Genomic DNA, 26,482 nt, shown 5'->3' with positions numbered 1-26,482 from the left:
TGGCGGTTCGACCCGCCTTGGATACCCCGTGATACATTACCGATGGGATTGAATCTCTTGCCTGCCGGAGGCTCCATGGCCACTGCTCCACCCCGCAGACTCCCCATCGGCATTCAGACCTTCTCCGAGATCCGCGAGGGGGGCTACTACTACGTGGACAAGACGCCCCACATCGAGCGCCTGGTCCAGCAGAACAAATACTACTTCCTCTCCCGCCCCCGGCGCTTTGGCAAGAGCCTGCTGCTGGACACCCTGCGCTGCCTGTTCGAAGGTCGCCAGGCCCTGTTCCAGGGGCTGTATATCCACGACCGCTGGGAGTGGCAGACCACGCACCCGGTGATTCGCCTCAGCTTTGGCGATGGGGTGCTGACCCGCCGCAAGTCCCTGGATATTCACATCCATGAACTGCTCAACGCCCAGGCAGAGTCGTTCGGCGTTTCCTTGCGCAACACTTCCATTGCCGGCCGCTTTCGTGAGTTGATCCACCAAACTCACCAGCATCACGGTCAACGGGTGGTGGTCCTCATCGACGAGTACGACAAGCCCATCCTGGACAACATCCTGGATCCGGACCGTGCGGGGGAGCTGCGCGAGGGGCTGAAGAACCTCTACAGCGTGATCAAGGATGCCGACCCCCACCTGCACCTGGTGCTGATCACCGGGGTCTCCAAGTTCAGCAAGGTCAGTCTGTTCTCGGGACTGAACAACCTGCGCGACATCACCCTGCTGCCCGAGTACACGACGATCTGCGGCTATACCGATGTCGATATCGACACGGTGTTCGCCCCGGAGCTGCCCGGCCTGGATCGGGAAGCCATCCGCCAGTGGTACAACGGCTACCGCTGGGGGGGACAGGAGGTGACCTCCGTCTACAATCCCTTCGATGTGCTGTTGCTCCTGCAAAATCGCCAATTCGGCCCCTACTGGTTCGAGAGCGCCACCCCCACCTTCCTGGTGGACATCCTCAAACAGCGCGGGGTCTTCACGCCTCGGCTGGATCAGTGGGAGACCGAATACGAACTGCTCAGCCAGTTCGATGTGGACGACATCAGCACCGACGCCCTGCTGTTCCAGACCGGCTATCTCACCATCCAGCAGATCGAGGAGCCCCTGATCGGCTACCGCCAATACACCCTGGGCTTCCCCAACCGTGAGGTGGAGACCAGCCTGAACCACGCCCTGCTGCCGTCATTGGGAATGGAGAATGCACCCCGTGAGCGGCGCACCCTGCTCAAACACTTGCAGCAGCATGACCTGGCGGGCCTGGAGGCCCACCTCAAGGCACTCTACGCCGGCCTCCCCCATGACTGGTATCGCAACAACCCCATCGCCCAGTACGAGGGCCATTACGCCAGCGTCTTCTACAGCCACTTCGCCGCCCTGGGGGTCCAGGTGACGGTGGAGGACGCCAGCCATCACGGCAAGGTGGACATGACCGTGGATTTTGGCGGCCATCTCTACCTGTTCGAATTCAAGGTGGTGGAGCAATTGCCCGAGGGCAAGGCCCTGGCGCAGATCCAGGCCAGGGGCTATGCCGACAAGTACCGCGCCAGCGGCAAGCCCATGCACCTGATCGGGGTGGAGTTCTCCCGTGAGCAGCGGCAGATCGTGGCGTTCGACGTGGAAACGCAACAACCTCCCGCGTGACGGCCCTGGACCCCTGGGAGCGCCAAGCCCCAGCTTGGCCCAGTGCATGCCGACCCAACGCCCGGTGTTCCCGGCTGCCGGGCCGGCGTCCGACGTTGCCATGGGGGTCGCTGGGAGCGCCAAGTCCTAGCTTGGCTCTGTTCTGCAGAGCTGGGGCTCGGCGCTCCCTGGGGGCGGATTGGGGCCCGCCGAGCGCGTGGGGGCAGGAAAGGCAGCGGAGCTGCGCCGAAACCAGGCCACCCATGGGATACGAATGGTCAATCCCACACAGGCAGCAAAGATCCTTGACACCTTCCCCAAGACTAAAGTGGGGGCTTCTCGCGCAACATGGTGACCAAGGCCGGTACCCGCCGGGTTTGGGCGGCCGGTGGCGGTTGGCCTATACTCCCGGCGCGAACCGACCCATCCCATAAGGATCACCGCATGGAATACAGCCTCACCCCCGCCACCTGGTTCTGGCTGCTGGTGCCCATGCCGGCACTGGTGCTGCTCTCCCTGATCAGCCTCCTCCTCCACGGCCTGCGGGGGACGCGGACATGAATGCAGGGGTGGACGTGAACTTCGCGCTGCTGGCCACCCTGGTGGCCTACCTGATCCTCATGGTGCTGGTGGGCCTGGCGGCCTACCGCTTCACCCACAGCCTGGCGGACTACATCCTCGGGGGCCGCCGCCTGGGGGCGGGCACCGCCGCCCTCTCCGCCGGTGCCTCGGACATGAGCGGCTGGCTGCTCCTGGGGCTGCCGGGCGCGGTCTTCGCCTCGGGCATGAACCAGATCTGGATCGCCGTGGGGCTGACCATCGGCGCCTACCTCAACTGGCAGTTCGTGGCCGACCGGCTGCGGCGCCTGACCTTCGCGGCCCGGGATTCCATCACCATCCCCGCCTATTTCGAGAACCGCTTCCGGGACAGGACCTCCGCCCTGCGGGTGGTGGCGGCCCTGGTGATCCTGGTGTTCTTCACCTTCTATACCTCCGCCGGGCTGGTGGCGGCCGGCACCCTCTTTGAAGGCACCTTCGGCATCGACTACCGCATCGCCCTGGCGGTGGGGGCGGCGGTGATCCTGGTCTACACCCTGCTGGGGGGGTTTTTGGCGGTGAGCTGGACCGACTTCATCCAGGGCGTGCTCATGTTCATCGCCCTCATCGTGGTGCCCCTGGTCACCCTGAGCCATGTGGGCGGCTGGTCCGGGGCCACGCAGCAGGTGGGTGCCCTGGACCCCGGCGCCCTGGACGCCCTCCACGGCATGGGGGCCTTCGGCATCGTCTCCCTCATGGCCTGGGGGCTGGGCTATTTCGGCCAGCCCCATATCCTTACCCGCTTCATGGCCATCCGCAGCCCCGGGGATATCCCCCTGGCCCGCTTCATCGGCATCACCTGGATGGTGGTGGCCCTGTTCGGGGCCATCTTCACGGGCTTTGTGGGCATGGCCTACTTCGGCGAGGCGGGTCTGGACAACCCCGAGACGGTGTTCATCCTGCTGATCCAGTCCCTGTTCAACCCCTGGGTGGCGGGCGCCCTCATCGCCGCGGTGCTGGCAGCCATCATGAGCACCATCGACTCCCAGCTGCTGGTGTCCTCCTCGGCCCTGTCGGAGGACTTCTACAAGCGCTTCCTGCGGCCCGGGGCAAGCGATACCGAACTGGTGTGGATCGGACGCGCCACGGTACTGGGCATCGGCGTGGTGGCCACCCTGCTGGCCCTGGACCCGGAGGCGGCGGTGCTGGATCTGGTGGCCTATGCCTGGGCCGGCTTCGGGGCCGCCTTCGGTCCGGTGATCCTGCTGTCGGTGTTCTGGCGCCGGGCCACGCGCAACGGCGCCCTGGCGGGGATCCTCACCGGTGCCCTGACGGTACTCGTGTGGAAACCCCTGGAGGGGGGGATCTTCGACATGTACGAGATCCTGCCCGGTTTCCTGCTGGCCACCCTGGCCATGATCGCCTTCAGCTTCGTGGGCCGCGGACCCTCGCCGGAGATGCTGCAGGAGTTCGACGGGGTGCGCAGGGACATGCGGGCCTCATAGGTCCGCACCCTGGGCCGGATACCAGGCCAGGGGGCGATAGCGGGGGCCGGCGGGAGTGTCCACCGACTCCACCAGGCAGAAGCGCTGTACCCGCCAGGTGACTGGCGCCACCGGCGTCGGCGGCACGGGGTGGCGCAGGCGGCGGGCCAGGGTGACATGGGGGCGGTAGGGCCGCGTCTCCGGACGATGGCCGCAGTCCGTCGCCAGGACCCCGGCCAGGGCCCCGGCCAGACGGGCCAGGGGTTGCGCCGGTTCGGCCGCCCCCAGCCACAGGACCCTGGGCCCCGGGAACATCCCAAGGGCCCGGAGTTGAAACGAAAACGGTGTGAAGACCACCCGGCGGGCGGACGTCTCCAGGCAGCGGAGTTGCGTCCCATCGACCCGGCCCACGAAGACCAGGGTCAGGTGCAGGTTGGCCGCGGGTACGGGGCGGCCGCCGTGCACCCCCCGCTCCGGGGTCCGGGCCAGGATCTCCCGGCGCAGGGCGTCATCGGGCCAGAGGGCGAAGAAGACCCCCCGGCCGCGTCCTCCGGTGGATGGTGCGCTATCCCCTGGGGGACGGCTTGCGTCTCCTGCCATGGACTCGTCTCCCGTGATGTTCGCCGGTTCCCTCCGGCCCCACGCATCCTCCAGGAGGACCAGCATAGATGATCCGGACCCATCCCCCCACCCTGAGTCGCCTGGCCGGCGCCGTCACTGCCCTGGTCGCCCTGGCGGCCATCGGCCTCTCCCTGTGGATGCTCACCGCCGATACCCGGCCCCTGGAGATCCACCACACCCGGGCCGAGGGGGTACCGCTGACGGTGTTCGCGCCACCGGGGGCGGACGCCGCCCCCGTGGCGGTCATCGGTCATGGCTTTGCCGGATCGCGGCAGATGATGCAGCCCCTGGCCATCACCCTGGCCCGGCACGGCTACCTGGCGGTGACCTTCGATTTCCCCGGCCATGGCGGCAACGCCCGGCCCTTCGTGCCGGACCTCAGTGACGAGGCGGAGCGGCGGGCGCGCCTGCGGCGGGCCCTGGATGCGGCGTTGGCCCACGCCCGGGGCCTGCCCCAGGCCGGCGGGGAGCTGGCCCTGCTGGGGCATTCCATGGCCGGGGACATCCTGCTGGACTATGCCGGGGACCATCCCAGGCAGGTGGCGGCCAGTGTGCTGGTGTCGCCGTACATCTCAGAGGATACCCGGCTGGAGGGGCTGTCGAACCTGCTGTTCGTTTTCGGGGAATGGGAGCCCGCCGCCCTGCGCAAACCGGCCCTGGCCGCCTTCCCGGTGGCCCCGGAGGCGGTGCGCCCGGGGGTCACCTACGGCGATCCGGCCCGGGGGGATGGCCGCCGTCTGGCCGTGGCCCCGGACGTGGAGCACATCGGCGTGCTCTATGCCGGGGCCATGCAGGCGGAGGCCCTGGCCTGGCTGCAGGCCGCCCTGCCGGTGTCGGCCGCACCGGAGAACACCGGCGGCGTCACCCACTGGGGCCCCTGGCTGGGGCTGCTGTTTGGCGGCATCCTGCTGCTGGCCCGCCCCCTGTCCGCCCTGCTGCCCCGTGTCGCCGCCCCACCGGCGGGGGCGGGCCTGTCCTGGCGGCGGCTCCTGCCCCTGGCGCTGATCCCGGCGGTGCTCACCCCGCTGCTGCTGTGGCCGGTGCCCCTGGGGGGCCTGCCGCTGCTGCTTTCGGACTATCTGGCCCTGCATTTTGCCGTCTACGGCGGCATCACCTGGCTCCTGCTGCTGGCGCTGCAGCGCCGTACCGGGGCGGTGTTCCCCTTCCGGGGACCGCGGCGCGACTCCGCGCGGCTGCTGATCGCGGCGGCGGCGGCCGGCCTCTATGCCACCCTCGCCTTCGGGCTGCCCATCCATGTCTTTGTCACCGGCTACCTCCCGGGGGTGGAACGCCTGGCGGTCATGCCCCTGATCCTGGTGGGCTCCCTGCTGTTCTTCAGCGCCGATGCCTGGCTCACCCGTGGTACCGGGGCCGCCCCCTGGGGCTATGCCGGCACCAAGGTCCTGCTGCTGCTCTCCCTCATGGTGGCGGTGGCCCTGCGCCTGGAGGATCTGTTCTTCCTGGTGATCATCCTCCCGGCCATGGCGGTGTTCCTGCTGGTATACGGCCTCATCGACCGCTGGACCTGGCGGGCCACGGGGCATCCGCTGGCGGGGGCCTTCGCCGTGGCCCTGGCCCTGGCCTGGGGCATGGGGGTGACCTTCCCCCTGGTGTCGGGGTGAGACGCGGCGGCGGACTTTTCCCGCAGGCCGGGTTGGGTTAGCTTCTGATCAGAAAACCGAATCCGTTTCCGTCGAATCCGGAGCCCCCGATGCACAAGCGAATCGTGACCCTCACCCTCAATCCGGCCGTGGACGCCTCCTGCACCACGGACAAGGTGCGGGCCGTGCACAAGGTGCGCACCACCAACGAGCGCTATGACCCCGGTGGCGGCGGCATCAACGTGGCCCGGGTGCTGAATGAGCTGGGGGCGGGGAGCTTTGCCGTCTACCTGGCCGGGGGCAGCCCCGGGGATGTACTGGACGAGCTGGTGGCGGACGCCGGGGTCATGGCCCACCGGGTACACACCCGCGAGGACACCCGGGTGAGCCATGTGGTCTACGAGTCCAGTTCCGGCCAGGAATTCCGCTTCACCCCGGAGGGGCCCACCGTGCAGACCCGGGAATGGCAGGCGGCCCTGGAGTTCATCGAGATGCTGGACTTCGACTACGTGGTGGCCAGCGGCAGCCTGCCCCGGGGCACGCCGGTGGATGTCTACGCGCGCCTGGCGGCCCTGGTGAAGCGCCGCGGTGCACGCATGGTGCTGGACACCTCCGGACCGGCCCTGGAGGCGGCCCTGGAGGAAGGGGTGTACATGGTCAAGCCCAGCCGCGGTGAGTTCGCCACCCTCATGGGGCGCAGCCTGGAGGATCCCGGGGAACTGGAGGCGGCGGCACGCGACTGTGTGGCCGGCGGCGGCACGGAGATCCTGGCCATCACCCTGGGGCACGACGGGGCTGTCCTGGCCACTCCGGATGCCTTCCTGCGCCTTGCCACCCCCAGGGTCACGGCGCGCAGCGCCGTGGGCGCCGGGGACAGTTTCGTGGCGGGCATGACCTTCGGTCTCTCCCGGGACGAATCCATCCGCCGCGCCTTCGCCCTGGGGGTGGCGGCGGGCACGGCCACCGTCCTCACCTCCGGCACGGATCTGTGCCACAAGTCGGACATCGATCACTTCTGGCGCATGCTGTGCGAGGAATGCGGGGACTGAGGTCCGCCTCTCCCCTCATCCACCCCCGTACCCCACCCTGGGGTCGGTACGGGTCAGGGCCTGCCGGCGTCGGTCCCATTCCTCCATCCAGGCGGGGAAGGCATCGGCCGGCATGGCCGGGGCGATGAAATGCCCCTGGGCCCGGTCGCAGCCCAGATCCCGCATCAGGTTCCAGTCCTCCGCCCGCTCGATCCCCTCGGCGGTGGTCTGCATCCCCAGCTTGCGGGCCATGCGCAGGCTGGCCTCGGCGATGGTGCGTCGGGCGGGATCGCGGGTGGCCCCGTGGACGAAACTGCGGTCCAGCTTGAGTTCGTCGAAGGGGGCCTGCAGCAGCTGGGCCAGGGAGGAATGCCCGGTGCCGAAATCGTCGATGGACAGGCTCGCCCCCTTGAGCCGCAACCGGGTGAGGATGTCCAGGGAGAGCAGGCGGTCCCGGGCCAGCATGCGCTCGGTCAGCTCCAGGCAGAGGCAGTTGATGGGCACGCCCGCCTCCCGCGCGGTGTGCTGCACCACATCCGGCAGCCCCAGGACGTGCAGGTTGGTGGCGGAGATGTTCACCGCCATGTGCAGATCCAGGCCCTGCTCCAGCCAGTCGCGGCAGGTGGCCAGGGCCCCCCGCAGCACCCGCATGGTGAGCTCATCCATGAGACCATGGGCCTCCATCAGGTCCAGGAAACGGTCGGGCATGAGCAGGCCGTGGCAGGGGTGATCCCAGCGTACCAGGGCCTCCGTCCCCACCAGGGCCCCGGTGTCCATGCGCACCTTGGGCTGGAAGTGCAGCACCAGTTCGTCCTCGTACACCGCCTGCCACAGGGCCTCCGCCTGGGGTGAGATCCGGGGGTCGTCGTCCGCACCCGCGGCACCGCCCCGGGTGGAGGCCAGCACCTCCTGCAGTTGTTCCAGATGCACGGGTTTGGTCAGCGGCGGCAGCAGGTTCAGCCCCCGGGCGGCGGCCACGTTCTGGGCCGTGCGCAGGATGCGCTCCTCCGTACCGCTCACGAGAATCACCGAACCGGTGAAGCCGATGCAGGCCAGGTTGCGCACCAGCTCCACCCCGTCCATCTCCGGCATCTGCAGGTCCAGCAGGATGAGTTCCGGCCAGTCCTCCCGGGCGTCCAGGGCCAGGAGGAGCTCGTGGGGGTGGCCGAAGGCGCGCACCCGGGTATAACCCAGCTCCCCCAACTGATGGCTCAGGAGCCGGAGCACAAAGGGATCATCATCGACAATAAACACCTGCATCAGGGGGACTCCTTCTGGCCTCGGGGGCCGGTTCCATGGGGATGATCATCGATCCACTGCTCCAGATCGCGCACGGCCCGGCCCAGTTCCCGGAGCTGCCGTTCCAGGACAGTGCCATCGCTCCCCTCCTCCAGGGACTCCATGCGTGCGCACAGATCGGCGATGCGCGCCGCCCCCACGGAACGGGCCGCCGATTTGAACTGGTGGGCAGTGGCGGTGAGGGTGCGGGTATCCCCCTGCTCCAGGGCCGCGCGGAGCCGCTCCAGGCGCTCGCGGCAGGTGCCCCTGAACAGTTGGATGAATTCCTGCAGGGCGTCCGGATCGCTGCCCACCACCGCACGCAGCACCTCCAGATCCAGACCCGCCCCGCGGGGGGCGGGCGGCTCCGGCCCCGCCGAAGGCAATTCCGGGGGATGTTCATCCCCCACAGGAGCGACATGCCGTTTCAGTGCATCGTGCAGCTGACGCAGGGTGATGGGCTTGCGCAGATAGCCGTCGATATCGTGCTCGCCGCTGGTCCAGAGACTGGGGACACGGGCATCGGCGGTGGTCATGAGGATCGGGGTGCGGGCATGCCCCCCCCTGGCCTCGCGTTCGCGGATGGCGTTCACCAGGGCCCAGCCCTCCATGCCCGGCATGTGCAGGTCGGACAGGACCGCGGCGAAGCGGTCCGGGGACCAGAGCCGCAGGGCCGCCTCCCCGTCCGCCGCCACCTCGGCGGCATAGCCCAGCATGGCCAGTTGCCGCAGGAGCACGCTCTGGTTGATGCGGTCGTCCTCCACCACCAGCACCAGGCGTCCCTCGCGGCGGGCCTGGGCCCGGTCGGGGATCACCGGCCGGCGCATCTCCAGGGCATCGCTGAAACCCTGACCCTCCGCCGAGCGCCCCGCCAGCAGGGTCACCGCCCGCAGCAGGGTCCTGCGCCGTGGGATGGCCCCCTCCTTCAGGGTCAGCCTCACCCCCACACCCTGCACGTACAGGCCCCTGCCGGGCACGATCAGGACCCGCCCCCCGATCCCCCCCGCTGCGGGCATGGGGGGATGGGGTGCACAGGACCCGCCCGGATCCAGGTGCTGCACCAGGACACGCACCCCGCCCGGAGGCGGCAGGGTCTCCAGGGCGGCCAGATCGGGGATCACCCGCACCGTCGCCCCGGCCCGGGCCAGGACCGCACGCTTCTCCGCCAGGGCGGTTTCGCCGGGGAAATGGAGCAGGCATTCCACGCCCTGCAGCGGTGCGCTGCCATGGGCGTCGCCATCCCGGGTCACCACCTCCAGGGGCAGCCCCACCCGGAACTCGGCCCCCGCCCCCGGGGCGGTCTTCACCTGGATCTCCCCGTCCATGAGCCGCACCAGCCGTTCGCAGATGGCCAGCCCCAGACCCGAGCCCCCATAGCGGCGGGTGGTGGAGGCATCGGCCTGGGTGAACATGGAGAACAGGCGGCGCACCCCCTCGGGGTCCATGCCGATGCCGTCATCCCGCACCGAGAGCACCAGCCGGGGCCCGCCGTCCCCGCCCTGGTCCGTTTCCAGGGTCACCTTCACCCGCCCCCGTTCCCCTTCCCGGCGGGCACTGAACTTCACGGCATTGCCCACTAGGTTGTACAGGACCTGGCGCAGACGCACGGGATCGGACCAGATCCGGTCGGGCACCTCCGGGGCCACCGTCAGTTCCAGATCCACGGCCTGCTTGGCCGCCACCGCGGCCATGGAGACGCAGACCCCTTCGGTCAGTTCCACCACCGCCACCGGAACGTGTTCCAGTTCCAGGCGACCGGACTCCACCCGGGAGAAATCCAGGATGTCGTCGATGAGACGCAACAGGGAAAAGGCGGATTCCCGGGCGGTGGCCACCACCTCCCGCTGGTCCTCGTCCAGGCGGTCCGCCGCCAGCACGTCCAGCATGCCGATGACCCCGTTCATGGGGGTGCGGATCTCGTGGCTCATGGTGGCCAGGAAGGCGCTCTTAGCCCGGTCCGCCGACTCCGCCCCGGCGCGGGCCTGTTCCAGTTGTGCCTCCGCCTCCTTGTGGCGGGTGATGTCCAGCACGTAACCGTCCAGGAGGGGCAGGCCGTCCTCCTCCATGCCCGCAGCGGTACCCCGTTCCTGAACCCAGCGGATGCCGCCATCCCGGTGGCGGATGCGGTATTCCAGATCCCAGCCCTGTCCCGATGCCACCGCCGCCTGAATCGCCTCCTGCACCCGGGTCCGATCCGCCTCGTGGATGATACTGGCGTAGCTGAGCACGCGGTTGTCGATGAAGTCCTTCGCCGGATGGCCGGTGAGCTCCCTGGCGTTGGCCGTCATCAGGCGCATGGTCCAGTGGGGGTCCAGGACACAGCGGTAGGTGACCCCGGGCATATGGGCCAGCAGCGGCTCCAGGCCCTCCCGCTGATGACGCACTGCCTCCCACAGGGACAGGACCTGCCCAGTATCCAGCCCCCCCGTCCGGGCCAGGTGGGCGGCCAGGTCCGGGAAGCGGTCCCGGAGCTCCTCCCACAATTGCGCTGTGCGCGAGCTTTCCATCTCATCCCCTGCCCCGGGACCCAGGACCCGGGACGGCATGTATCCATTGGCGGCAACCACCCCGCGCCTTGATCATGATCAAAGCCACCCCCGGGAGACAACCCCCCGCACGGATCCACCATCCGCCGGGAGCCGGATCAATCCACGGCGATCCCGTCCACCTGGGCCTCCAGGGCCGATGCATCCGCCAGGCCCAGGTAATCCGCCAGGGGTTCGGTGAGCCGTTCCCACTCGCTACAGGTGAGGCGGGTATTGTCCTCCGCCGCCAGGGCCCGCAGGGCCAGCTTCAGGGCCACCACCAGATCGGGGGCATCGGTATGGCCCAGGGTCTCCAGGTGAGCCACCCGGTACTGTCCCTCGATGGCCGTACTCACCGCCGCCGGGACATGCCATTGCCGCGTCACCAGGGCGGCGATGCGGGCATGGTGAACCCCGAAGGCCGCCTGCTCCTTTTGCAGTACACCGGACCAGCCGTGTACCGCCGCCTCCCGCAGCAGGGGCCCGTAGGCCTCCCCGAAGACCCCCCGCAGGGCCGGCACCCCCACCAGATGGAAGAGCCCCAGCAGATAGGCATCGTCCACCAGCTCCGGGCGGCGCAGGCTGCGCACGGCCCTGGCGCAGGTCTCCCCCACGCGCACGCCGGTCTTCCAGAAGCCCCCCATCTCCGGGAGATGGGACAGGGCATTGCGCAGGGCCACGGTGCGCACCACCGCCCGGGTACGCTCAAACCCCAGGAGCAGGACCGCGTCCCGTATGGCACTGATCTCCCGGCGGCGGCGGAACAGCGGGGAATTGACCACCCACAGCAGACCGCCCGCCAGGCCGGCATCAGCGGCGATCCACTCCGCCACCCGGGACAGATCCACCTCCTCGCGGCGGGCCTCCTGTGCGATACGGCGCAGCACTTCCGGTTGCGGCGGGATGGCGAGCCGCTCAAGAACGGCGCTCTCCTGTGGTGTGGGCTGCGTTGCGTGCATGGGCCTTCCTCTCGGGCCGTGGACGGGCAGTGCCGGAAAACCGGGGGAAACCTCCCCGGGGGCGTCAAGGATCCGTCACTACCATCCCGTCCTGCCCGCGCGGCACCGGGGGGGACGCCCAAGGGATCGATGGCCCGGTTCCTGCTTGTATGTCCCCGGAACTGCATCGCGGGACCTTTCCCCGGCATGCCCTTTGGACCGCCCGCACCCCCTTGAGTCATGATGGACAGCATGCATCCCCACGACACCGAGGACGAACACCCGCCGCACGGCACCGCCCGGGATCGGGTGGTGCGCGATCAGCGTCTCATCACCCGCTGCGCCCTGGAGGTGATCCAGGACATCCAGCACCAGCGCGGGCGGGCCATGCAGCCCCGGGACCGCATGGCCCTCAAACTGCTCACCCCCAGGAACGCGGCGCTCATGGTGAAGGGTGCCCGAAGGCACCTGGGATGTCGACAGGTGAGCTTTGACATCCTGACCGACGATCCGGGACTGGGCGCCTACCGTCTGGTGCCCGTGGGATTGCATGTGCGCAACCCGGAGACCGGGTGGTGGAGCGATGACTACGGCATCGGCCGCTTCCTGTGGAACCTCTATCTGGGGGAACCCCCGGAGGACGGCATGCAGCGCATCCTGGAGCGCCTGTTCGGACTTCCGCAGAAGGAACTGGGACCGGCCTGCACGCAGCTGGCGGTACGCCAGCAGGAGCACGACATCCAGGCCGTGGTCCGCCCGGACCTGGCCCTGTACATCCGCCGCCACAAGGGCAGCATCGAGACCTCCCTGAGGCGGCTGCACCGGGCCCGGGGCCTGCACCGGGCCGCGGACCTGGGCCTGGATACCGGCGGCCAGGGCCGCATGGCCCTGGTCTTTGGCAAGAGCCGGCGCTACGCCATCACCTTCAGTGTGGAGAGGGCTTGATACCGGACCTCTCAGGGGGCATCATCCCCGCCGCGGGCAGCCCTGTTTCATGATTTTTTCATCTCCCGGGTGCACCCTGATGCGCACAATGGGGCATCCCCGGAGCCGCCCACGGATCATCACTGACCCCAAACCCCAGTATCGAGGCCTATGAGCAAAGTCCTGATCATCGGCGCCGGCGGCGTCGGCGGAGTCGTCACCCACAAGTGCGCCCAGCATCCGGAGGTCTTCTCCGAGATCTGCCTGGCCAGCCGCAACGAGGACAAGTGCCGGGCCATCGCCGCCCAGCTGGACCGGCCCATCCGCACGGCCCGGGTGGACGCGGACAACGTGGAGGAGCTGGTGCGCCTCATCGAGGCGGAGCGGCCCGACGTGCTGGTGCACGTGGCCCTGCCCTACCAGGACCTGACCATCATGGAGGCCTGCCTGCGCACCGGCACCCCCTACCTGGACACCGCCAACTACGAGCACCCGGACGAGGCCAAATTCGAATACCGGGAGCAGTGGGCCTTCCAGGACCGCTACCGCGATGCGGGCCTCATGGCCACCCTGGGCTGCGGTTTTGACCCGGGCATGACCAACATCTACTGCGCCTGGGGGCAGAAGCACCTGTTCGACGAGATCCACCAGATCGACATCCTGGATGCCAACGGCGGGGACCACGGCTACCCCTTCGCCACCAACTTCAATCCCGAGATCAACATCCGCGAGGTGACCGCCAACGGCCGCTACTGGGAGAACGGCCAATGGAAAGAGACCCCGCCCCTGGGGGAGAAGCGGGTGTTCGACTTCGACGGCATCGGCCCCAAGGACATCTACCTGCTGTATCACGAGGAGCTGGAGTCCCTGGTGCAGAACATCCGCGGGCTCAAGCGCATCCGTTTCTGGATGACCTTCTCGGAGCAGTACCTCACCCACCTGAAGGTGCTGGAGAACGTGGGCATGACCGGCATCGAGCCGGTGGAATACGAGGGCAGGGAGATCATCCCCCTGCAGTTTTTGCGCAAGCTGCTGCCGGACCCGGCCACCCTGGGGCCGCGCACCAAGGGCAGGACCAATATCGGCGTGATCCTGGACGGCATCAAGGACGGCCGGCGGCGCAAGGTGCACATCTACAACATGTGCGACCACCAGGCCTGCTACCGCGAGGTGCAGTCCCAGGCGGTGTCCTACACCACCGGCGTGCCCGCCACCCTGGGGGCCATGCTCATGGCTCAGGGGCTCTGGAAGGGGGAAGGGGTGTTCAACGTGGAGCAGCTGGATCCGGACCCGTTCATGGAGCGCATCGGCGACCTGGGCCTGCCCTGGCAGGTGAAGGAGCTGGACCCGGACAGCGATCCCCTGGGCTAAAGCCATCATGGCCATGCCCGCCACACCGGATTTCGCGATCCAGGACTGCCCCTCCCCCGCCTTCGTGGTGGATGATGCCCTGCTGATCCGCAACCTGGAGCGCCTCGCCCGGGTGCGCCAGGACAGCGGGGCGCGCATCCTGCTGGCCCTGAAGGGGTTCGCCATGTGGGACACCTTCCCGCTGCTGCGCCGCTATCTGGACGGCACCACCGCCAGCGGCCAGCACGAGGCCCGGCTGGGGGCCGAGCAGTTCGGCGGCGAGGTGCACTGCTTCAACCCCGCCTTCTCCGACGCGGAGATGACGGAGGTGCTGCGCCACGCCGACCACATCAGTTTCAACTCCCCCGGGCAGTGGCTGCGCTTTCGCGAGCGGGTGGCCGGGGCGGCCCGCCGGGTCTCCCCGGGGCTGCGGGTGAACCCGGAGCATTCCGAAGGGGCGGTGCCCCTCTATGACCCCTGCACCCCGGGTTCGCGCCTGGGCACCCGCATCCGGGACCTGGAGGGGGTGGACCTCACGGGACTGGAGGGGCTGCATTTCCACACCCTGTGTGAGCAGAACAGCGACGCCCTGGAACGCACCCTGGCGGCCTTCGAGACCCGGTTCGGCCACCTGCTTCCGGCCATGGGCTGGGTGAACTTCGGCGGCGGGCACCACATCACGCGGGAGGACTACGACGTGGACCGTCTGGTGCGCATCGTGCGCGGGTTCCGCGCCCGCCACCCGCACCTGACGGTCTACCTGGAGCCCGGGGAGGCCATCGCCCTGAACGCGGGCTTTCTCGTGTGCACGGTGCTGGACATCGTGGACAACGAGGGGCCCATCGCCATCCTGGACACCTCGGCCACCGCCCACATGCCGGACGTGCTGGAGATGCCCTACCGGCCGGAGGTGGTGGGCGCGGGCCGGCCCGGGGAGAAGCCCCACACCTACCGCCTGGGGGGACAGACCTGTCTGGCGGGGGACATGATCGGGGCCTATGCCTTCGACGAGCCCCTCTCCATCGGGCAACGGCTGGTGTTCACCGACATGGCCCACTACACCATGGTGAAGACCACCACCTTCAACGGCATGCCCCTGCCGGCCCTCTGCCGGGTGGACGCCGAAGAGCGGCGGGTACGGGTGGTGAAGACCTTCGGCTACGAGGACTACATGCACCGGCTGAGCTAGGGCACCCGGGCGCCTCGCCCGGGTCCACCCGCCGGATACCTCTCCCTTTCCCCGGGGCGGCCCTCAGGCCGCCGGGGACTCCTCGATACCCTCCAGACGGTCCTCCAGCTCCTCGCCGGCCCGGCGCAGGGCCTCCAGGGTCTCCTCGTCCGGATGCCAGTAGTTGCGGTCGGAGGCCTCCAGCAGGCGGTTGGCCATCTTGGCCGAGGCCGTGGGGTTGAGCTTGGCCAGCCGCTCGCGCATCTCCGGGTCCAGCACGAAGGTCTCGGAGAGCTTCTGGTAGACCCAGGGCTGCACCTGGCCGGTGGTGGCGGACCAGCCCATGGTGTTGGTGATGTGCACCTCGATCTGCCGCACCCCCTCGTAGCCGTGCTTCAGGGCCCCCTCGTACCACTTGGGGTTGAGCATGCGGGTGCGGGTCTCCAGGGACACCTGTTCCGACAGGGTGCGCACGGTGCCGTCGCCCTTGGTCTGGTCGCCGATGTACACCGGGGTGTCCTTGCCGCCCCGGGCCTGGCGCACGGCGCGGCTGATGCCCCCGAGGGTGTCGAAGTAGTTGTCGATGGTGGTCACCCCCAGCTCCACGGAGTCCAGGTTCTGGTAGGTGAGCTGCACGTCCGCCAGCATGGTCTTGAGCAGGGCATCCTGTTTGCTGGGCCGGCCGTTGCGGCCGTAGGCAAACCCCTTGCGCTGGGTGTAGGTGTTGCCCAGTTCGTCCTCGTCGTCCCAGCGCCCGTTCTCCACCAGGCTGTTGACGTTGGAGCCGTAGGCCCCGTCGGCATTGCCATAGACCCGCAGCGCCGCCGTTTCCAGGTCGCAGCCGTGGGCCTTCTGATAGGCCAGGGCGTGGGCGCGCACGAAGTTCTGCTCCAGGGGCTCGTCCTCGGCGGCCGCCGCCAGGTAGGTGGCCTCCGCCAGGAGCTTGATCTGCAGCGGCAGCAGGTCGCGGAAGATGCCCGAGAGGGTGAGCACCACGTCGATGCGGGGGCGGCCCAGCTCCTCCAGGGGGATGAGCTCCGCGCCGGCCAGACGGCCGTAGTTGTCAAACCGCGGGCGGGCCCCCACCAGGGCCAGGGCCTGGCCGATCTGGCTGCCCTCGGTCTTGAGGTTGTCACTGCCCCAGAGGACCATGGCCACCGACTCGGGCAGGCCGTTGCCCTCCTGCTGATGGCGGGCGATGAGCCGCTCCGCCTGCTGCGCGCCATCCTTGAGGGCGAAGGCGCTGGGGATGCGGAAGGGATCGAAGCCGTGCAGGTTGCGCCCGGTGGGCAGCACGTCCGGCTGGCGCATGACATCCCCCCCCGGCGCGGGACGGATGAAGCGCCCGTCCAGGGCCCGCAGGACGCCGTCGATCTCGTGGTCCCGGGACATGAGTTCGTTGGCCCGCAGCAGTTGCTGCAGGCGCTCCCGGTTCTCCTCGGTGTCCTCCAGCCCTGCCTGTTCCAGGGCCGGTTCCAGCTCTCCGGTCTGCACCAGGGTCTGCACCACCTCCCGCTCCAGACGCATGGACTGGCCGGCATCGGCCATGGCCACCAGCATGTCGACGCGCTCCTCCTCGTCCGGCGGGGTGCCCACCACATGCAGGCCATGGGGGATGAGGGTGTATTCCAGCTCCAGCACGGACTCACCCAGGCGGCGCACCTGCTCCTCGGCCTCGCCGCTGTCCACGTCCCATAGGGGTTCGGCGGGGGCCAGTTCCAGCTCCGCCGCCTGGGACTGGATCAGCTCCGCCAGTTCGGCGCGCTCGTGCTCGCGATCCGGTTCCAGCCCGCGCCAGCGGTCGATGGAGCTCTTGAGATCCACCAGGCCGCGATAGAGCCCGGCATGGGCCACCGGCGGGGTCAGGTAGCTGACGAGCGTGGCGGCGGAACGGCGCTTGGCCAGGGCCCCCTCCGAGGGGTTGTTGGAGGCATAGAGGTACAGGTTGGGCAGATCGCCGATGAGGCGGTCGGGCCAGCAGGCGCCGGACATGCCCACCTGCTTGCCCGGCATGAACTCCAGGGCCCCATGGGTGCCGAAATGGAGCACGGCATGGGCGGCGAAGTCCTCCCGCAGATAGCGGTAGAAGGCGGAGAAGGCATGGGTGGGGGCAAAGCCGTGCTCGAAGAGCAGGCGCATGGGATCGCCCTCATAGCCGAAGGAGGGCTGCACCGCCACCAGGACATTGCCGTACTGCCGCCCCATGACGAAGAGGGAACTGCCGTTGGTGAGCACCTTGCCCGGGGCCGGGCCCCACTGGGCCTCGATCTCCTTGAGGTGCTTCTCGCGGCGCACGTGGTCCTCGGCGGGGATGAGGGTATGCACGTTGGCATCGGCGCCGTACTGCTCCCGGTTACCGTTGATGATCTCCTCCCGCAGGGCATCGGCGCTTTCGGGCAGCTCCACATGGTAGCCCGCGGCCTGCATCTCCCGCAGGGTGTTGTACAGGGACTCGAAGACCCCCAGATAGGCGGCCGTACCGGTGTTGCCGGCATTGGGCGGGTAGTTGAACAGCACCACCGCCACCTTGCGCTCGGCCCGCTCGGCCCGGCGCAGTTCCACCAGACGGCGCACCCGGGAGACCAGCATCCGCGCCCGCTCGCGGCAGGTGAACATGTCCTGGGTGTTGTCGCTGCCGCTGAAGGTACAGCCCAGTTCGCAGCCCTCGCAGACGCTGCCGGCCGGCCCCGGGCGTCCACCGAAGACCATGGGGGCGATGCTGCCGTCCAGTTCCGGGATGGCCACCATGATGGTGCTCTCCACCGGCAACAGACCCCGCTCGGACCGCCCCCACTGGTCCAGGGTCTGGAATTCCACCGGGTGGGCCGCGATATAGGGCACATCGAGGCGGGTCAGGATCTCCTCGGCGGCGCGGGCGTCGTTATAGGCCGGTCCGCCCACCAGGGAGAAGCCGGTGAGGGAGACCACGGCGTCCACCGTGGGGCGACCGTCCTCCATGAAGAAGGCCTCGATGGCGGGGCGGGCGTCCAGGCCGGCGGCGAAGGCGGGGATCACCTCAAGCCCGGCCTCCTCCAGGCCGCGGATCACCGGATCGTAGTGACCGGCGTTGCCCGCAAGGACGTAGGAGCGCAGCAGCAGCAGGCCGACGCGTCCCTGCCCCCCCTTGCCACGGCGCGGCAGATCCTGCAGATCCGCCGAGAGCCGCGGCGTCATGTCCGGGTGGTAGACCCCCACCTCGGGATACTCCACCGGCGGGGCCACCTCCAGACTTCCCCGCAGGCCGCGGCGGGGGCCGTCGGCATAGCGGTCCACCAGGAAGCGGATCATGTTGGTCATGTTCTCCTCGGACCCGCCGAGCCAGTACTGGAGGGTGAGGAAGTAGGCGCGCACGTCCTGGGCGGTACCCGGGATGAAGCGCAGCAGCTGGGGGATGCGGCGCAGCATCTTCATCTGCTGGGCGCCGGCGCTGGCGGGGCTGTCCCCCTCCTTCTGCTGGCCACGAAGCTTCTTGAGCAGGGCCATGGGACCGCTGCTGGGCTTGGACATGTCGAACTGGCCCATGCGCGTCAGCTTGGTGACGTCGCCGGCGGACATGGCGCAGATGAGGGCGTCGCAGTCGTCCCGGCGCGCCTTCAGGTCCTCGAGGATCTGCTGATACTGGTCCTCCAGGAAGAGCATGGTGACCACGAGGATGTCGGCGGCCGCCACGTCGGCGCGGCATCGCTCCAGGGCCTCGGCGTCCCCGGCCCATTCCGATGCGGCGTGGAGCGAGAGCTCCAGCCCCGGCAGCTGGCGCTGGAGCGTGGCCCGAGCCCGCTCCGTGGCACTGGCCAGATGGGTGTCCATGGTGACGATGACCACCCGGATGGGGGTTGTATCGACTGCAGACGTGGGCTTGGATGCCATAGGATTCGTGCCTGTGATGGGGTTTCCGGAACGGCCGGCTGGCGCCTCCCCGGGATCCGTGTCAAATTAGTTCGGCCCGGGCCGGGTGTCAACCAAGCTGGACAGGCCCCGCCGGGGGCAACGGAACCCCCCGCGCATCCCGGCGCAGGACCTCCTGGCCATGGGCCCGGAAAATCACGCACACCCCTCTGGAGGTGGGATTGAAAGGATTGACGCGCACATTTCTTACCGGTCTCGCGGCCATCCTGCCGATGGTGGTCACCCTAGCCCTTGTCCTCTGGCTGGGCAACACCCTGGAGGCTGGGCTCGGGGGCCTGCTCAAGCTCCTGCTCCCGGACGCCCTCTACCTGCCGGGGCTGGGGCTGGTGACGGGCGTGGGCCTGATCTTCGCCCTGGGCCTGCTCATGCGGGCCTATGTGGTCCAGGGTCTGCTGCAATGGGTGGAGGGCTGGATGCAGCGCATCCCGGTGGTCAAGACCATCCACGGCACGGTGCGGGACGTGACCCGGCTCTTCTCCGGCGAGATCCACGAGCGTTTCGGCGAGGCGGTACTGGTCACCCTCCCCGGTCTGGACGCCCGCGTGGTGGGCTTTGTCACCCGGGAGGACTTTGCCGGGCTGCCCGCTGCCCTCGGCGACCGCGACACCATCGCCGTCTACCTGCCCATGAGCTACCAGATCGGGGGCTACACCCTGATGCTGCCCCGGGAGCGGGTGCAGCCCCTGGACCTGTCCCTGGAGGACGCCATGCGCTACACCCTCACCGCCGGGGTCTCGGCGCGCAAGGAAGACCGGGACGATTCCGCACAGCGCCCCTGAGGCGGGGCCGCGATCAGCGCACCCGGCCCTGTTCCAGGGCCTCCAGGGTCGTGGCTACAGCGGCCCCCACCCCGCGGGTCAGGCGGGAGAGCAGGTCCTGCCGGGGGGTGAAGTCCACCACCTCCGGCTCGCCCACCACCTCCCGGGCCACCTCACCGACGCTGGCCAGGCCATCCACCAGCCCCAGTTCCAGGGCCGCCTCACCGGTCCATACCAGGCCGGTGAACAGCTCCGGATCCTCCTTCAGACGTTCACCACGCCCCGCGCGCACCGCCTCCACGAACTGGCGGTGGATGCCATCCAGCATGCGCTGGATATGGCCCTGCTCCACGGGATCCACCGGCTGGAAGGGATCCAGCAGCCCCTTGTGCTCCCCGGCGGTGAGCAGGCGCCGCTCGATGCCCAGGCGTTCCATGGCCTCGGTGAAGCCGAAACTGTCCATGCGCACGCCGATGGAGCCGACGATGCTGGCGGGACTGGCGTAGATGCGGTCGGCGGCCACGGCGGCGTAGTAGCCGCCGGAGGCCCCCATGTCCGAGATGACGGCATACAGCGGCACCTCCGGGTGTGCCTCACGCAGGCGCTGCACGGCATCGTGGATGTAGGCGGCCTGCACCGGGCTGCCCCCGGGGCTGTTGATGCGCAAAAGGACGGCCCGTGTGTTGTCGTCCTCGAAGGCCGCCTCCAGCCCGGCCACCACCCGGTCGGCGCTGGCCGGGGTCTCATCGGCGATCATGCCCCTGAGATCCACCAGGGCGGTATGGGGACCCGGGGCCTGGCCTTTCCCCGTGGGCAGGGCGTCTATGAGCACCAGCAGCAGGAACACCAGATAACCAAAGCCCAGGAGCTTGAAGAAGATCCCCCAGCGCCGGGCCGTGCGGCGCTCCCGGAGCCCCGCCAGGGCGATGTCCCGCAGGGCCTCGCGCTCCCAGGGCTCCGGGGTGCGGGCGTTGCCGGATTCGGATTGCGGATCAGGTGTGTCGGTCATGGTCTGTCGTTCTCCTTGGCGGGGCGGATAACGGGATCAGGAGGCGTCGGACAGGGCGCGGACGCCGCCCGTGGCCAGCCAGTGGGGCAGTTGACGCAGGTCGTCCAGCAGGATCCGGGGGGCATGGGGGGCCAACCGGCCGGCATCATGCACCCCGGTGGTGACCCCCACGCCGTCGGTGCTGGCGTTGGCGGCCATCTGCAGGTCCAGGACACTGTCGCCGATCATGAGGGTCTCCTCCGGGGGCACCCCGGCATACTCCATCACCGCCTCCAGCAGGGCAGGATGCGGCTTGGAGAAGGCCTCCTCGGCGCAGCGGGTGACCAGAAACCGGGAACCCAGGCCCGTAGAGGACAGCTTGCGATCCAGCCCCTTGCGGGACATGCCCGTGGCCACCCCCAGCCAGTAGCCCGCCGCCTCCAGTTCCGCCAGCACCCGGGGTACCCCCGGAAACAGGGGTGAAGGGGTGGGATCATCCCCCAGGTACCGTTGCCGGTAGGCCTGGGTGAAGGCCTCGCACAGGGTCTCATCGGCCTCGGGATAGAGCTGCAGGATGGCATCCCGCAGTCCCAGGCCGATGACATCCTGCAGGGCCTGCCGCGGGCGTTCCTCCAGTTCAAGGGCACGGATGGCCCCCTGCAGGCAGTGGACGATGCGGCCGATGGAATCCATCAGCGTGCCGTCCCAATCGAATACGAGGAGTTGATAATTCCGGGTCTGTTTCATGTCGTGGGCAAAGCGGGGATCACGGGTGTTCGGGGCCGTCCAGGCGCTCCAGCACCCGGGCGAGATCAGGGTCCAGGGGGGCCTCCACATCGTAGCTGCGGCCGCTGGACGGCAGGGTGAAGGACAGGGAACGGGCATGCAGGAAGAGCCGCCGCAGCCCCAGCCGCCGCAGGCGCCGGTTGAAGGCAAAATCGCCATAGTGCCGGTCCCCTGCCACCGGATGGCCCTCATGGGCGGCGTGCACCCGGATCTGGTGGGTGCGGCCGGTGCCGATCTTCACCTCCATCCAGGTGGCCCCGCCGTAGTGGGCCAGGGGCGTGAACAGGCTGTCCGCGTCCCGCCCCTCCTCGTCCACCTGTACCAGACGCATCTGGCCGCAGCGGGCATTGCGGGTCAGCCCCTGCTGCACCCGGCGGGGGCCGCCGCGCCATGCCCCGGCCACCAGGGCCAGGTAGGTCTTGTCCACCCCACCCTCGCGCAGGCAGGCATGAAAGGCCTTCAGGGCCGGACGATTGCGGGCCAGCACCAGGCAGCCACTGGTCTCCCGGTCCAGGCGATGGGCCAGCTCCAGGAAGGGCTCCTGCGGGCGCAGGCGGCGCATGGCCTCGATGACCCCCACCGCCACGCCGCTGCCGCCATGGACCGGCAGGCCTGCAGGCTTGTTCAGCACCAGCAGGTCCTGATCCTCCAGGAGCACGGCCCCGGACAGCGTCTGCGCCAGGCCCTGGGGCAGGGGCTGCTCCTCCAGCGGCCGGGGGGTCCCCCGGGCCACGGGGGGGAGACGCACGCGGTCCCCCGGCTCCAGGCGTTGGTCCGGCTTGCTGCGCCGCCCGTTCACCCGCACCTCCCCCTTGCGCAGCAGGCGGTAGATGCGGCTGCGGGGCACCCCCTTGAGCTGGCGCATCAGGTAGTTATCCAGGCGCTGTCCGGCCTCGCCAGAGGCGATTTCCCGATGTTCGACGCCGGCCTTGGATGTGGAAGGGCTCTGCGACATGGCCGCATCATACCAGTTCATTCAAGTATTTGATGGGCTTTTACAACATTGCTATGATGACGTGTCGCGCTCGGTAGAAGCGGGCCGCCGGTGAAAACCGGAACCACCCGTTCCGGCCCACCCCAGCGCCCGGACCCCGCGACCGAAACGAACACCACCGGGGAATGCCTGCCTCAGGGCAGCGTCCGTTCCCCGTCATGGACCCTCGCTCCAGAAGCACCACACCGGTTTTGATGATTCTGAGCGGATTACTGCCCAACCCCGCCCCCACGCTCCGGCAAGCGGAAACCGAGGGCGTCGTGCTTCCATGGCTGTGCGCCTGTGCGCTGCTCCTGAGCGCCGCGCGCCCCTGGCCTGCGACACCGCAGACGCCCGTGAAACGCCCGGGCGTGGCTGGGCCCTGCATTCGAGACCGCATTCATGAAACGCATCCTCATCAACGCGACGCAGCCCGAAGAGCTGCGCGTGGCCATGGTCGATGGCCAGAAGCTCTACGATCTCGACATCGAGCTGCCCTCCCGCGAACAGAAGAAGGCCAACGTCTACAAGGGGGTGGTCACCCGGGTTGAACCCAGCCTCGAGGCGGCCTTTATCAACTATGGCGCCGACCGCCACGGGTTCCTGCCCTTCAAGGAGATCGCCCGCAGCTATCTCACACCCGACGAAAACGGCGATCTCTCCCCCAAGACCGGGCTGAAGGAGGGCATGGAGCTCATCGTCCAGGTGGAGAAGGAGGAACGCGGCACCAAGGGGGCCGCCCTCACCACCTTCGTCAGCCTGGCGGGGCGCTATCTGGTGCTCATGCCCAATAATCCCCGCGCCGGCGGCGTCTCCCGGCGCATCGAGGGGGAGGAGCGCAGCGAGATCCGCGAGGCCCTGGCCCAGCTGGAGGTGCCCCAGGGCATGGGCCTGATCGCCCGCACCGCCGGGGTGGGCCGCAGCGTGGAGGAGCTGCAGTGGGACCTGGAATACCTCAAGACCCTGTGGCAGGCCATCGCCGACGCCGCCGAGACCCACAAGGCCCCCTTCCTCATCTACCAGGAGAGCAATGTGATCATCCGCACCCTGCGGGATCACATGCGCAACGACATCGCCGAGATCCTCATCGACGATGCCAAGGTCTTCCAGCAGGCCCAGGACTTCATGCAGCAGGTGATGCCCAACAACCTGCGCAAGCTCAAGCGGTATGAGGACCCCGTCCCCCTGTTCAACCGCTATCAGATCGAGAGCCAGATCGAGGCGGCCTTCCAGCGGGAGGTGACCCTGCCCTCCGGCGGGGCCATCGTCATCGACCACACCGAGGCCCTGATCTCCATCGACGTCAACTCCGCCCGCGCCACCAAGGGCAGTGACATCGAGGAGACGGCCCTCAACACCAACCTGGAGGCCGCCGACGAGATCGCCCGCCAGCTGCGCCTGCGGGACCTGGGGGGCCTGATCGTCATCGACTTCATCGACATGGCCCCCAACCGCAACCAGCGCGAAGTGGAGAACCGCCTGCGCACCGCCCTGGAGATGGACCGGGCGCGGGTCCAGGTGGGACGCATCTCCCGCTTCGGCCTGCTGGAGATGTCCCGCCAGCGCCTGCGCCCCTCCCTGGGGGAATCCAGCCAGATCGTCTGCCCCCGTTGCAACGGCAGCGGCCACATCCGCAGCGTGGAATCCCTGTCCCTTTCCGTCCTGCGCCTGCTGGAAGAAGAGGCCATGAAGGACAAGACTGGGCGCGTGCTGGCCCACCTGCCGGTGGACGTCTCCACCTTCCTGCTCAACGAAAAGCGCCCGGTGATCGCCAGCATCGAATCCCGCTATGGCGTGGAGATCACCCTGGTACCCAGCCCGTCCCTGCTCACCCCCCACTTCACCGTGCGGCGGCTGCGCAGCGACGAGACCGAGGAGGAGATCGGCGAACGCAGCAGCTACCAGCTGCTCAGCGAGGAAGAGCCGGAGCTGGTGGACCAGCCCCGCAAGATGCGCCTGGAAAAGGCCCTGGTGCAGACCATCACCCCGGCCACCCCGGCCCCCGGCGCATCCCGCGAGCCGGAACAGACGGCCCGCAACGACCATGCCTCCGTGCGCACCGCCTCGCCCGTGTCCCTGCCCGGCCTGTTCAGCCGCATCTGGAACAGCCTCTTCCCCCACCCGGCCACGGCCCAGGGCGGGGATGGCGGCACCCGGCAGGGAGAGGACCGCACGGAGACTTCGAAGGGGCGCGCCCCGACCCGCAGGGGCGGTAACACCCGCCCCGGTGGCGAGGAACAGGAGGACAAGGACAAGGGGAATGGCCGCAGCCGTTCCCGCCGCAGCAGCAGCCGTGGCCGGCGGGGCAGTGGCCGCGGCACGCAAAACGGCGATGGCGGCGCCGAGAAGCAGGAGACCCGGGAGCGCTCCTCCACCGCACGCGGCGAGAACACCGATACCGGCCAGAAGGCCCCCGAGGAACGCACCAGGGCCGGCAAGGCCTCCCCTGCCCCGGGCACAGCCGCAAAGGACAGCACTCCCGGCGAGGAAGGCGGGGAAGCCGCGGCCAGCGAGGGCAGTGGCAACGGTGGCGGCAAGCCCGAGGGTGGCAACGGCAAGACCACCGGCCGCAGCCGGGGACGCCGGGGCGGACGCCGCCGCCGGCGTACCCCCTCCAGCAACGGCGGTGAGGGCCGTTCCGCTGAGACTCAACCCGAAACCCCGGAGGGCGGGCCATCCCAGGAGGCCGCCGACCAGGACAAGGCGGCCAGGGCACCGTCCCGTCCCGCTCCCAGGGAAGAGACCGCCCCCGGATCGGACGCAGACTCCTCCAGCCGGGACGGGGCCAAGGCCCCCGCCAAGGAACCGGAAACCCGTGGGGGTTCCCGCAAACGCGGCGGCGGCCCCTCCGCCGACTCCAGGGAGGAAGGCCAGGCAAACACCCCGCGTGACCAGGGGGGGGATGCAGGGGGCGATGCCGGCGACGGCCCGCAGCAGAGCGCCCGCCGTGGACCCCGGGAAGACCGGCAGGCGGATCAGAAATCACAGGCACCGGCCCCCTCCCCCGCGGGCCAGGATGAGCAGGCCGCCCCTGAAAAGCCCGCCGCGGAAAAGACAGGGCAGCCCCCGGAGGACGCTCCGGGGAATGCAACCCCGGCATCCGAGGCTCGCACCTCCTCCGGAGCGAAGTCCGGGGGAGGCGCCCGCCGACGCTCCGGCGGGGCCCCCGCCGCGGGCAGCCGCAGCCTCTCCCGGGAAGAGATGGAGAAACTGCAGGCGGTCACCCGCCAGGCACGAGAGGAGCCGGACACGGCGGACGCAACGGCGAAGACGCCGGGTCCTGCAAAGGCCCAGGATACGGCTGAAGAGACGACGGAACCGGCCGGCGGCGACAAAACGGATCAGCGCGGCGGGGATTGACCCCCGCGGCCGCCGCACCTGAAAGCCAAGGCCCCCGATCGGGAGACGGACGGGGGCCTTTTCTTTGGGAATCCCCTACCCGCGGACGCCCTGGCGTTCGCGGATGTGCTGCAAGAGCCCCCGGGAGGCATCCTCCACCATATCCAGCACGCGTTCGAACCCCCGGTCCCCGCCATAATACGGATCCGGCACCTCCTGCTCCTCCCAGTTGTGGGCAAAGGCCATGAACAGCCCCAGATGCCCCTGCATGGCTTGCCCCGGGGCCAGGGCCTGCAGATGGGCCAGGTTCTCCCGGTCCATGGCCAGGACATAGTCGAAATGCTCCAGGTCCTGCCGTTCCACCCGCCGGGCCCGCTGCCCACTGAGATCGATGCCCCGCTGCAGCGCGGCCCGGCGGGCACGGGGATCCGGCGGCTCGCCCACGTGGTAGGCATGGGTGCCGGCGGAATCCACCAGGACCCGCTGCCCGAGACCTTCATTGGCCAATAGCCATTGCAGCACGCCCTGGGCCGTGGGGGAACGGCAGATGTTCCCCAGGCAGACCATGAGGACCGAGACCTTGTCTTCCTGCATCATGAAACGACCATCGCATTCTGGGTTGGACATCCCGGGGGCCCCCGGTGCCGTGGCA

Annotated in this window: 18 protein-coding genes; 9 read left to right on the top strand and 9 right to left on the bottom strand. The window is 69.1% G+C overall.

Annotated features, from left to right (window positions below):
* The first annotated feature begins 75 nt into the window (after positions 1 to 75).
* Both CKO33_RS00935 and putP read left to right on the top strand, forming a co-directional pair.
* Positions 76 to 1,647, top strand: coding sequence for an ATP-binding protein (locus CKO33_RS00935; RefSeq protein WP_200178333.1), 1,572 nt, complete (start codon positions 76 to 78; stop codon positions 1,645 to 1,647).
* A gap of 548 nt (positions 1,648 to 2,195) precedes the next feature.
* The gene (putP, locus tag CKO33_RS00930) at positions 2,196 to 3,668 is read left to right on the top strand and encodes a sodium/proline symporter PutP (RefSeq protein WP_338081714.1); all 1,473 of its coding nucleotides are present in this window, start codon (positions 2,196 to 2,198) and stop codon (positions 3,666 to 3,668) included.
* Here the strand turns inward: putP and thpR are convergent.
* Complete coding sequence (gene thpR / locus CKO33_RS00925) at positions 3,663 to 4,247, bottom strand: RNA 2',3'-cyclic phosphodiesterase (RefSeq protein ID WP_200178331.1); 585 nt, start codon at positions 4,245 to 4,247, stop codon at positions 3,663 to 3,665. The genes putP and thpR overlap by 6 nt on opposite strands.
* Positions 4,248 to 4,315: 68 nt before the next feature.
* On the opposite strand from thpR, the gene CKO33_RS00920 reads away from it, so the two are divergent.
* Positions 4,316 to 5,890 carry an alpha/beta hydrolase gene (locus CKO33_RS00920; protein WP_200178328.1) on the top strand — a complete coding sequence of 525 codons (1,575 nt, stop codon included), beginning with the start codon at positions 4,316 to 4,318 and terminating at the stop codon, positions 5,888 to 5,890.
* 89 nt (positions 5,891 to 5,979) lie between these two features.
* Entirely contained in the window at positions 5,980 to 6,918 is a 939-nt protein-coding gene (locus CKO33_RS00915; RefSeq protein WP_200178326.1) for a 1-phosphofructokinase family hexose kinase, read from the top strand.
* A 15-nt stretch (positions 6,919 to 6,933) separates the two neighbouring features.
* On the opposite strand, the gene CKO33_RS00910 is transcribed toward CKO33_RS00915, so the two are convergent.
* The 3 genes from CKO33_RS00910 to CKO33_RS00900 form a co-directional block, all read right to left on the bottom strand.
* On the bottom strand, positions 6,934 to 8,157 hold the full coding sequence (locus tag CKO33_RS00910) for an EAL domain-containing response regulator (protein WP_200178325.1): 1,224 nt from the start codon (positions 8,155 to 8,157) through the stop codon (positions 6,934 to 6,936).
* A complete protein-coding gene (locus CKO33_RS00905) occupies positions 8,157 to 10,682 on the bottom strand; it encodes a PAS domain-containing hybrid sensor histidine kinase/response regulator (protein WP_200178324.1) in 2,526 nt (841 codons plus the stop codon). The genes CKO33_RS00910 and CKO33_RS00905 overlap by 1 nt, the downstream gene beginning before the upstream one ends.
* A 137-nt stretch (positions 10,683 to 10,819) precedes the next feature.
* Positions 10,820 to 11,659 (bottom strand): HDOD domain-containing protein, encoded by an 840-nt coding sequence (locus CKO33_RS00900; RefSeq protein ID WP_200178322.1) that lies wholly within the window; start codon positions 11,657 to 11,659, stop codon positions 10,820 to 10,822.
* 231 nt (positions 11,660 to 11,890) lie between these two features.
* Between CKO33_RS00900 and CKO33_RS00895 the strand changes: the two genes are divergently transcribed.
* The 3 genes from CKO33_RS00895 (at position 11,891) to nspC (ending at position 15,101) form a co-directional block, all read left to right on the top strand.
* The gene (locus CKO33_RS00895) at positions 11,891 to 12,583 is read left to right on the top strand and encodes a hypothetical protein (protein ID WP_200178320.1); all 693 of its coding nucleotides are present in this window, start codon (positions 11,891 to 11,893) and stop codon (positions 12,581 to 12,583) included.
* Between the two features lie 150 nt (positions 12,584 to 12,733).
* Complete coding sequence (locus CKO33_RS00890) at positions 12,734 to 13,933, top strand: saccharopine dehydrogenase family protein (protein ID WP_200178318.1); 1,200 nt, start codon at positions 12,734 to 12,736, stop codon at positions 13,931 to 13,933.
* Between the two features lie 7 nt (positions 13,934 to 13,940).
* Positions 13,941 to 15,101, top strand: a complete 1,161-nt coding sequence (gene nspC, locus CKO33_RS00885) for a carboxynorspermidine decarboxylase (protein WP_200178317.1) — start codon at positions 13,941 to 13,943, stop codon at positions 15,099 to 15,101.
* 63 nt (positions 15,102 to 15,164) lie between these two features.
* Here the strand turns inward: nspC and CKO33_RS00880 are convergent, their stop codons facing one another.
* Complete coding sequence (locus tag CKO33_RS00880) at positions 15,165 to 18,947, bottom strand: magnesium chelatase subunit H (protein WP_200178315.1); 3,783 nt, start codon at positions 18,945 to 18,947, stop codon at positions 15,165 to 15,167.
* Positions 18,948 to 19,198: 251 nt separating this feature from the next.
* Here CKO33_RS00880 and CKO33_RS00875 point away from each other — a divergent pair, with 251 nt between their 5' ends.
* Positions 19,199 to 19,765 carry a DUF502 domain-containing protein gene (locus tag CKO33_RS00875; RefSeq protein ID WP_439099406.1) on the top strand — a complete coding sequence of 189 codons (567 nt, stop codon included), beginning with the start codon at positions 19,199 to 19,201 and terminating at the stop codon, positions 19,763 to 19,765.
* Positions 19,766 to 19,778: 13 nt separating this feature from the next.
* On the opposite strand, the gene CKO33_RS00870 is transcribed toward CKO33_RS00875, so the two are convergent.
* From CKO33_RS00870 to CKO33_RS00860, 3 genes are read right to left on the bottom strand one after another with little or no spacing between them, the layout of a single operon-like run.
* Positions 19,779 to 20,753, bottom strand: a complete 975-nt coding sequence (locus CKO33_RS00870; RefSeq protein ID WP_200178309.1) for a S49 family peptidase — start codon at positions 20,751 to 20,753, stop codon at positions 19,779 to 19,781.
* Between the two features lie 36 nt (positions 20,754 to 20,789).
* Positions 20,790 to 21,479, bottom strand: coding sequence for an HAD family hydrolase (locus CKO33_RS00865; RefSeq protein WP_200178308.1), 690 nt, complete (start codon positions 21,477 to 21,479; stop codon positions 20,790 to 20,792).
* Between the two features lie 19 nt (positions 21,480 to 21,498).
* Positions 21,499 to 22,473, bottom strand: a complete 975-nt coding sequence (locus CKO33_RS00860; protein ID WP_200178307.1) for an RluA family pseudouridine synthase — start codon at positions 22,471 to 22,473, stop codon at positions 21,499 to 21,501.
* A gap of 420 nt (positions 22,474 to 22,893) precedes the next feature.
* Here CKO33_RS00860 and CKO33_RS00855 point away from each other — a divergent pair, with 420 nt between their 5' ends.
* Positions 22,894 to 25,851, top strand: coding sequence for a ribonuclease E/G (locus CKO33_RS00855; RefSeq protein WP_200178306.1), 2,958 nt, complete (start codon positions 22,894 to 22,896; stop codon positions 25,849 to 25,851).
* Positions 25,852 to 25,926: 75 nt separating this feature from the next.
* On the opposite strand, the gene CKO33_RS00850 is transcribed toward CKO33_RS00855, so the two are convergent.
* On the bottom strand, positions 25,927 to 26,457 hold the full coding sequence (locus tag CKO33_RS00850; RefSeq protein ID WP_242472396.1) for a low molecular weight protein-tyrosine-phosphatase: 531 nt from the start codon (positions 26,455 to 26,457) through the stop codon (positions 25,927 to 25,929).
* Positions 26,458 to 26,482: the final 25 nt, after the last annotated feature.

The organism is Ectothiorhodospira mobilis (assembly GCF_016584115.1).
Lineage (GTDB): Bacteria > Pseudomonadota > Gammaproteobacteria > Ectothiorhodospirales > Ectothiorhodospiraceae > Ectothiorhodospira > Ectothiorhodospira mobilis.
The sequence above is the reverse complement of the archived record's forward strand: the minus strand, read 5'-3'. Positions and strand labels throughout refer to the sequence as shown.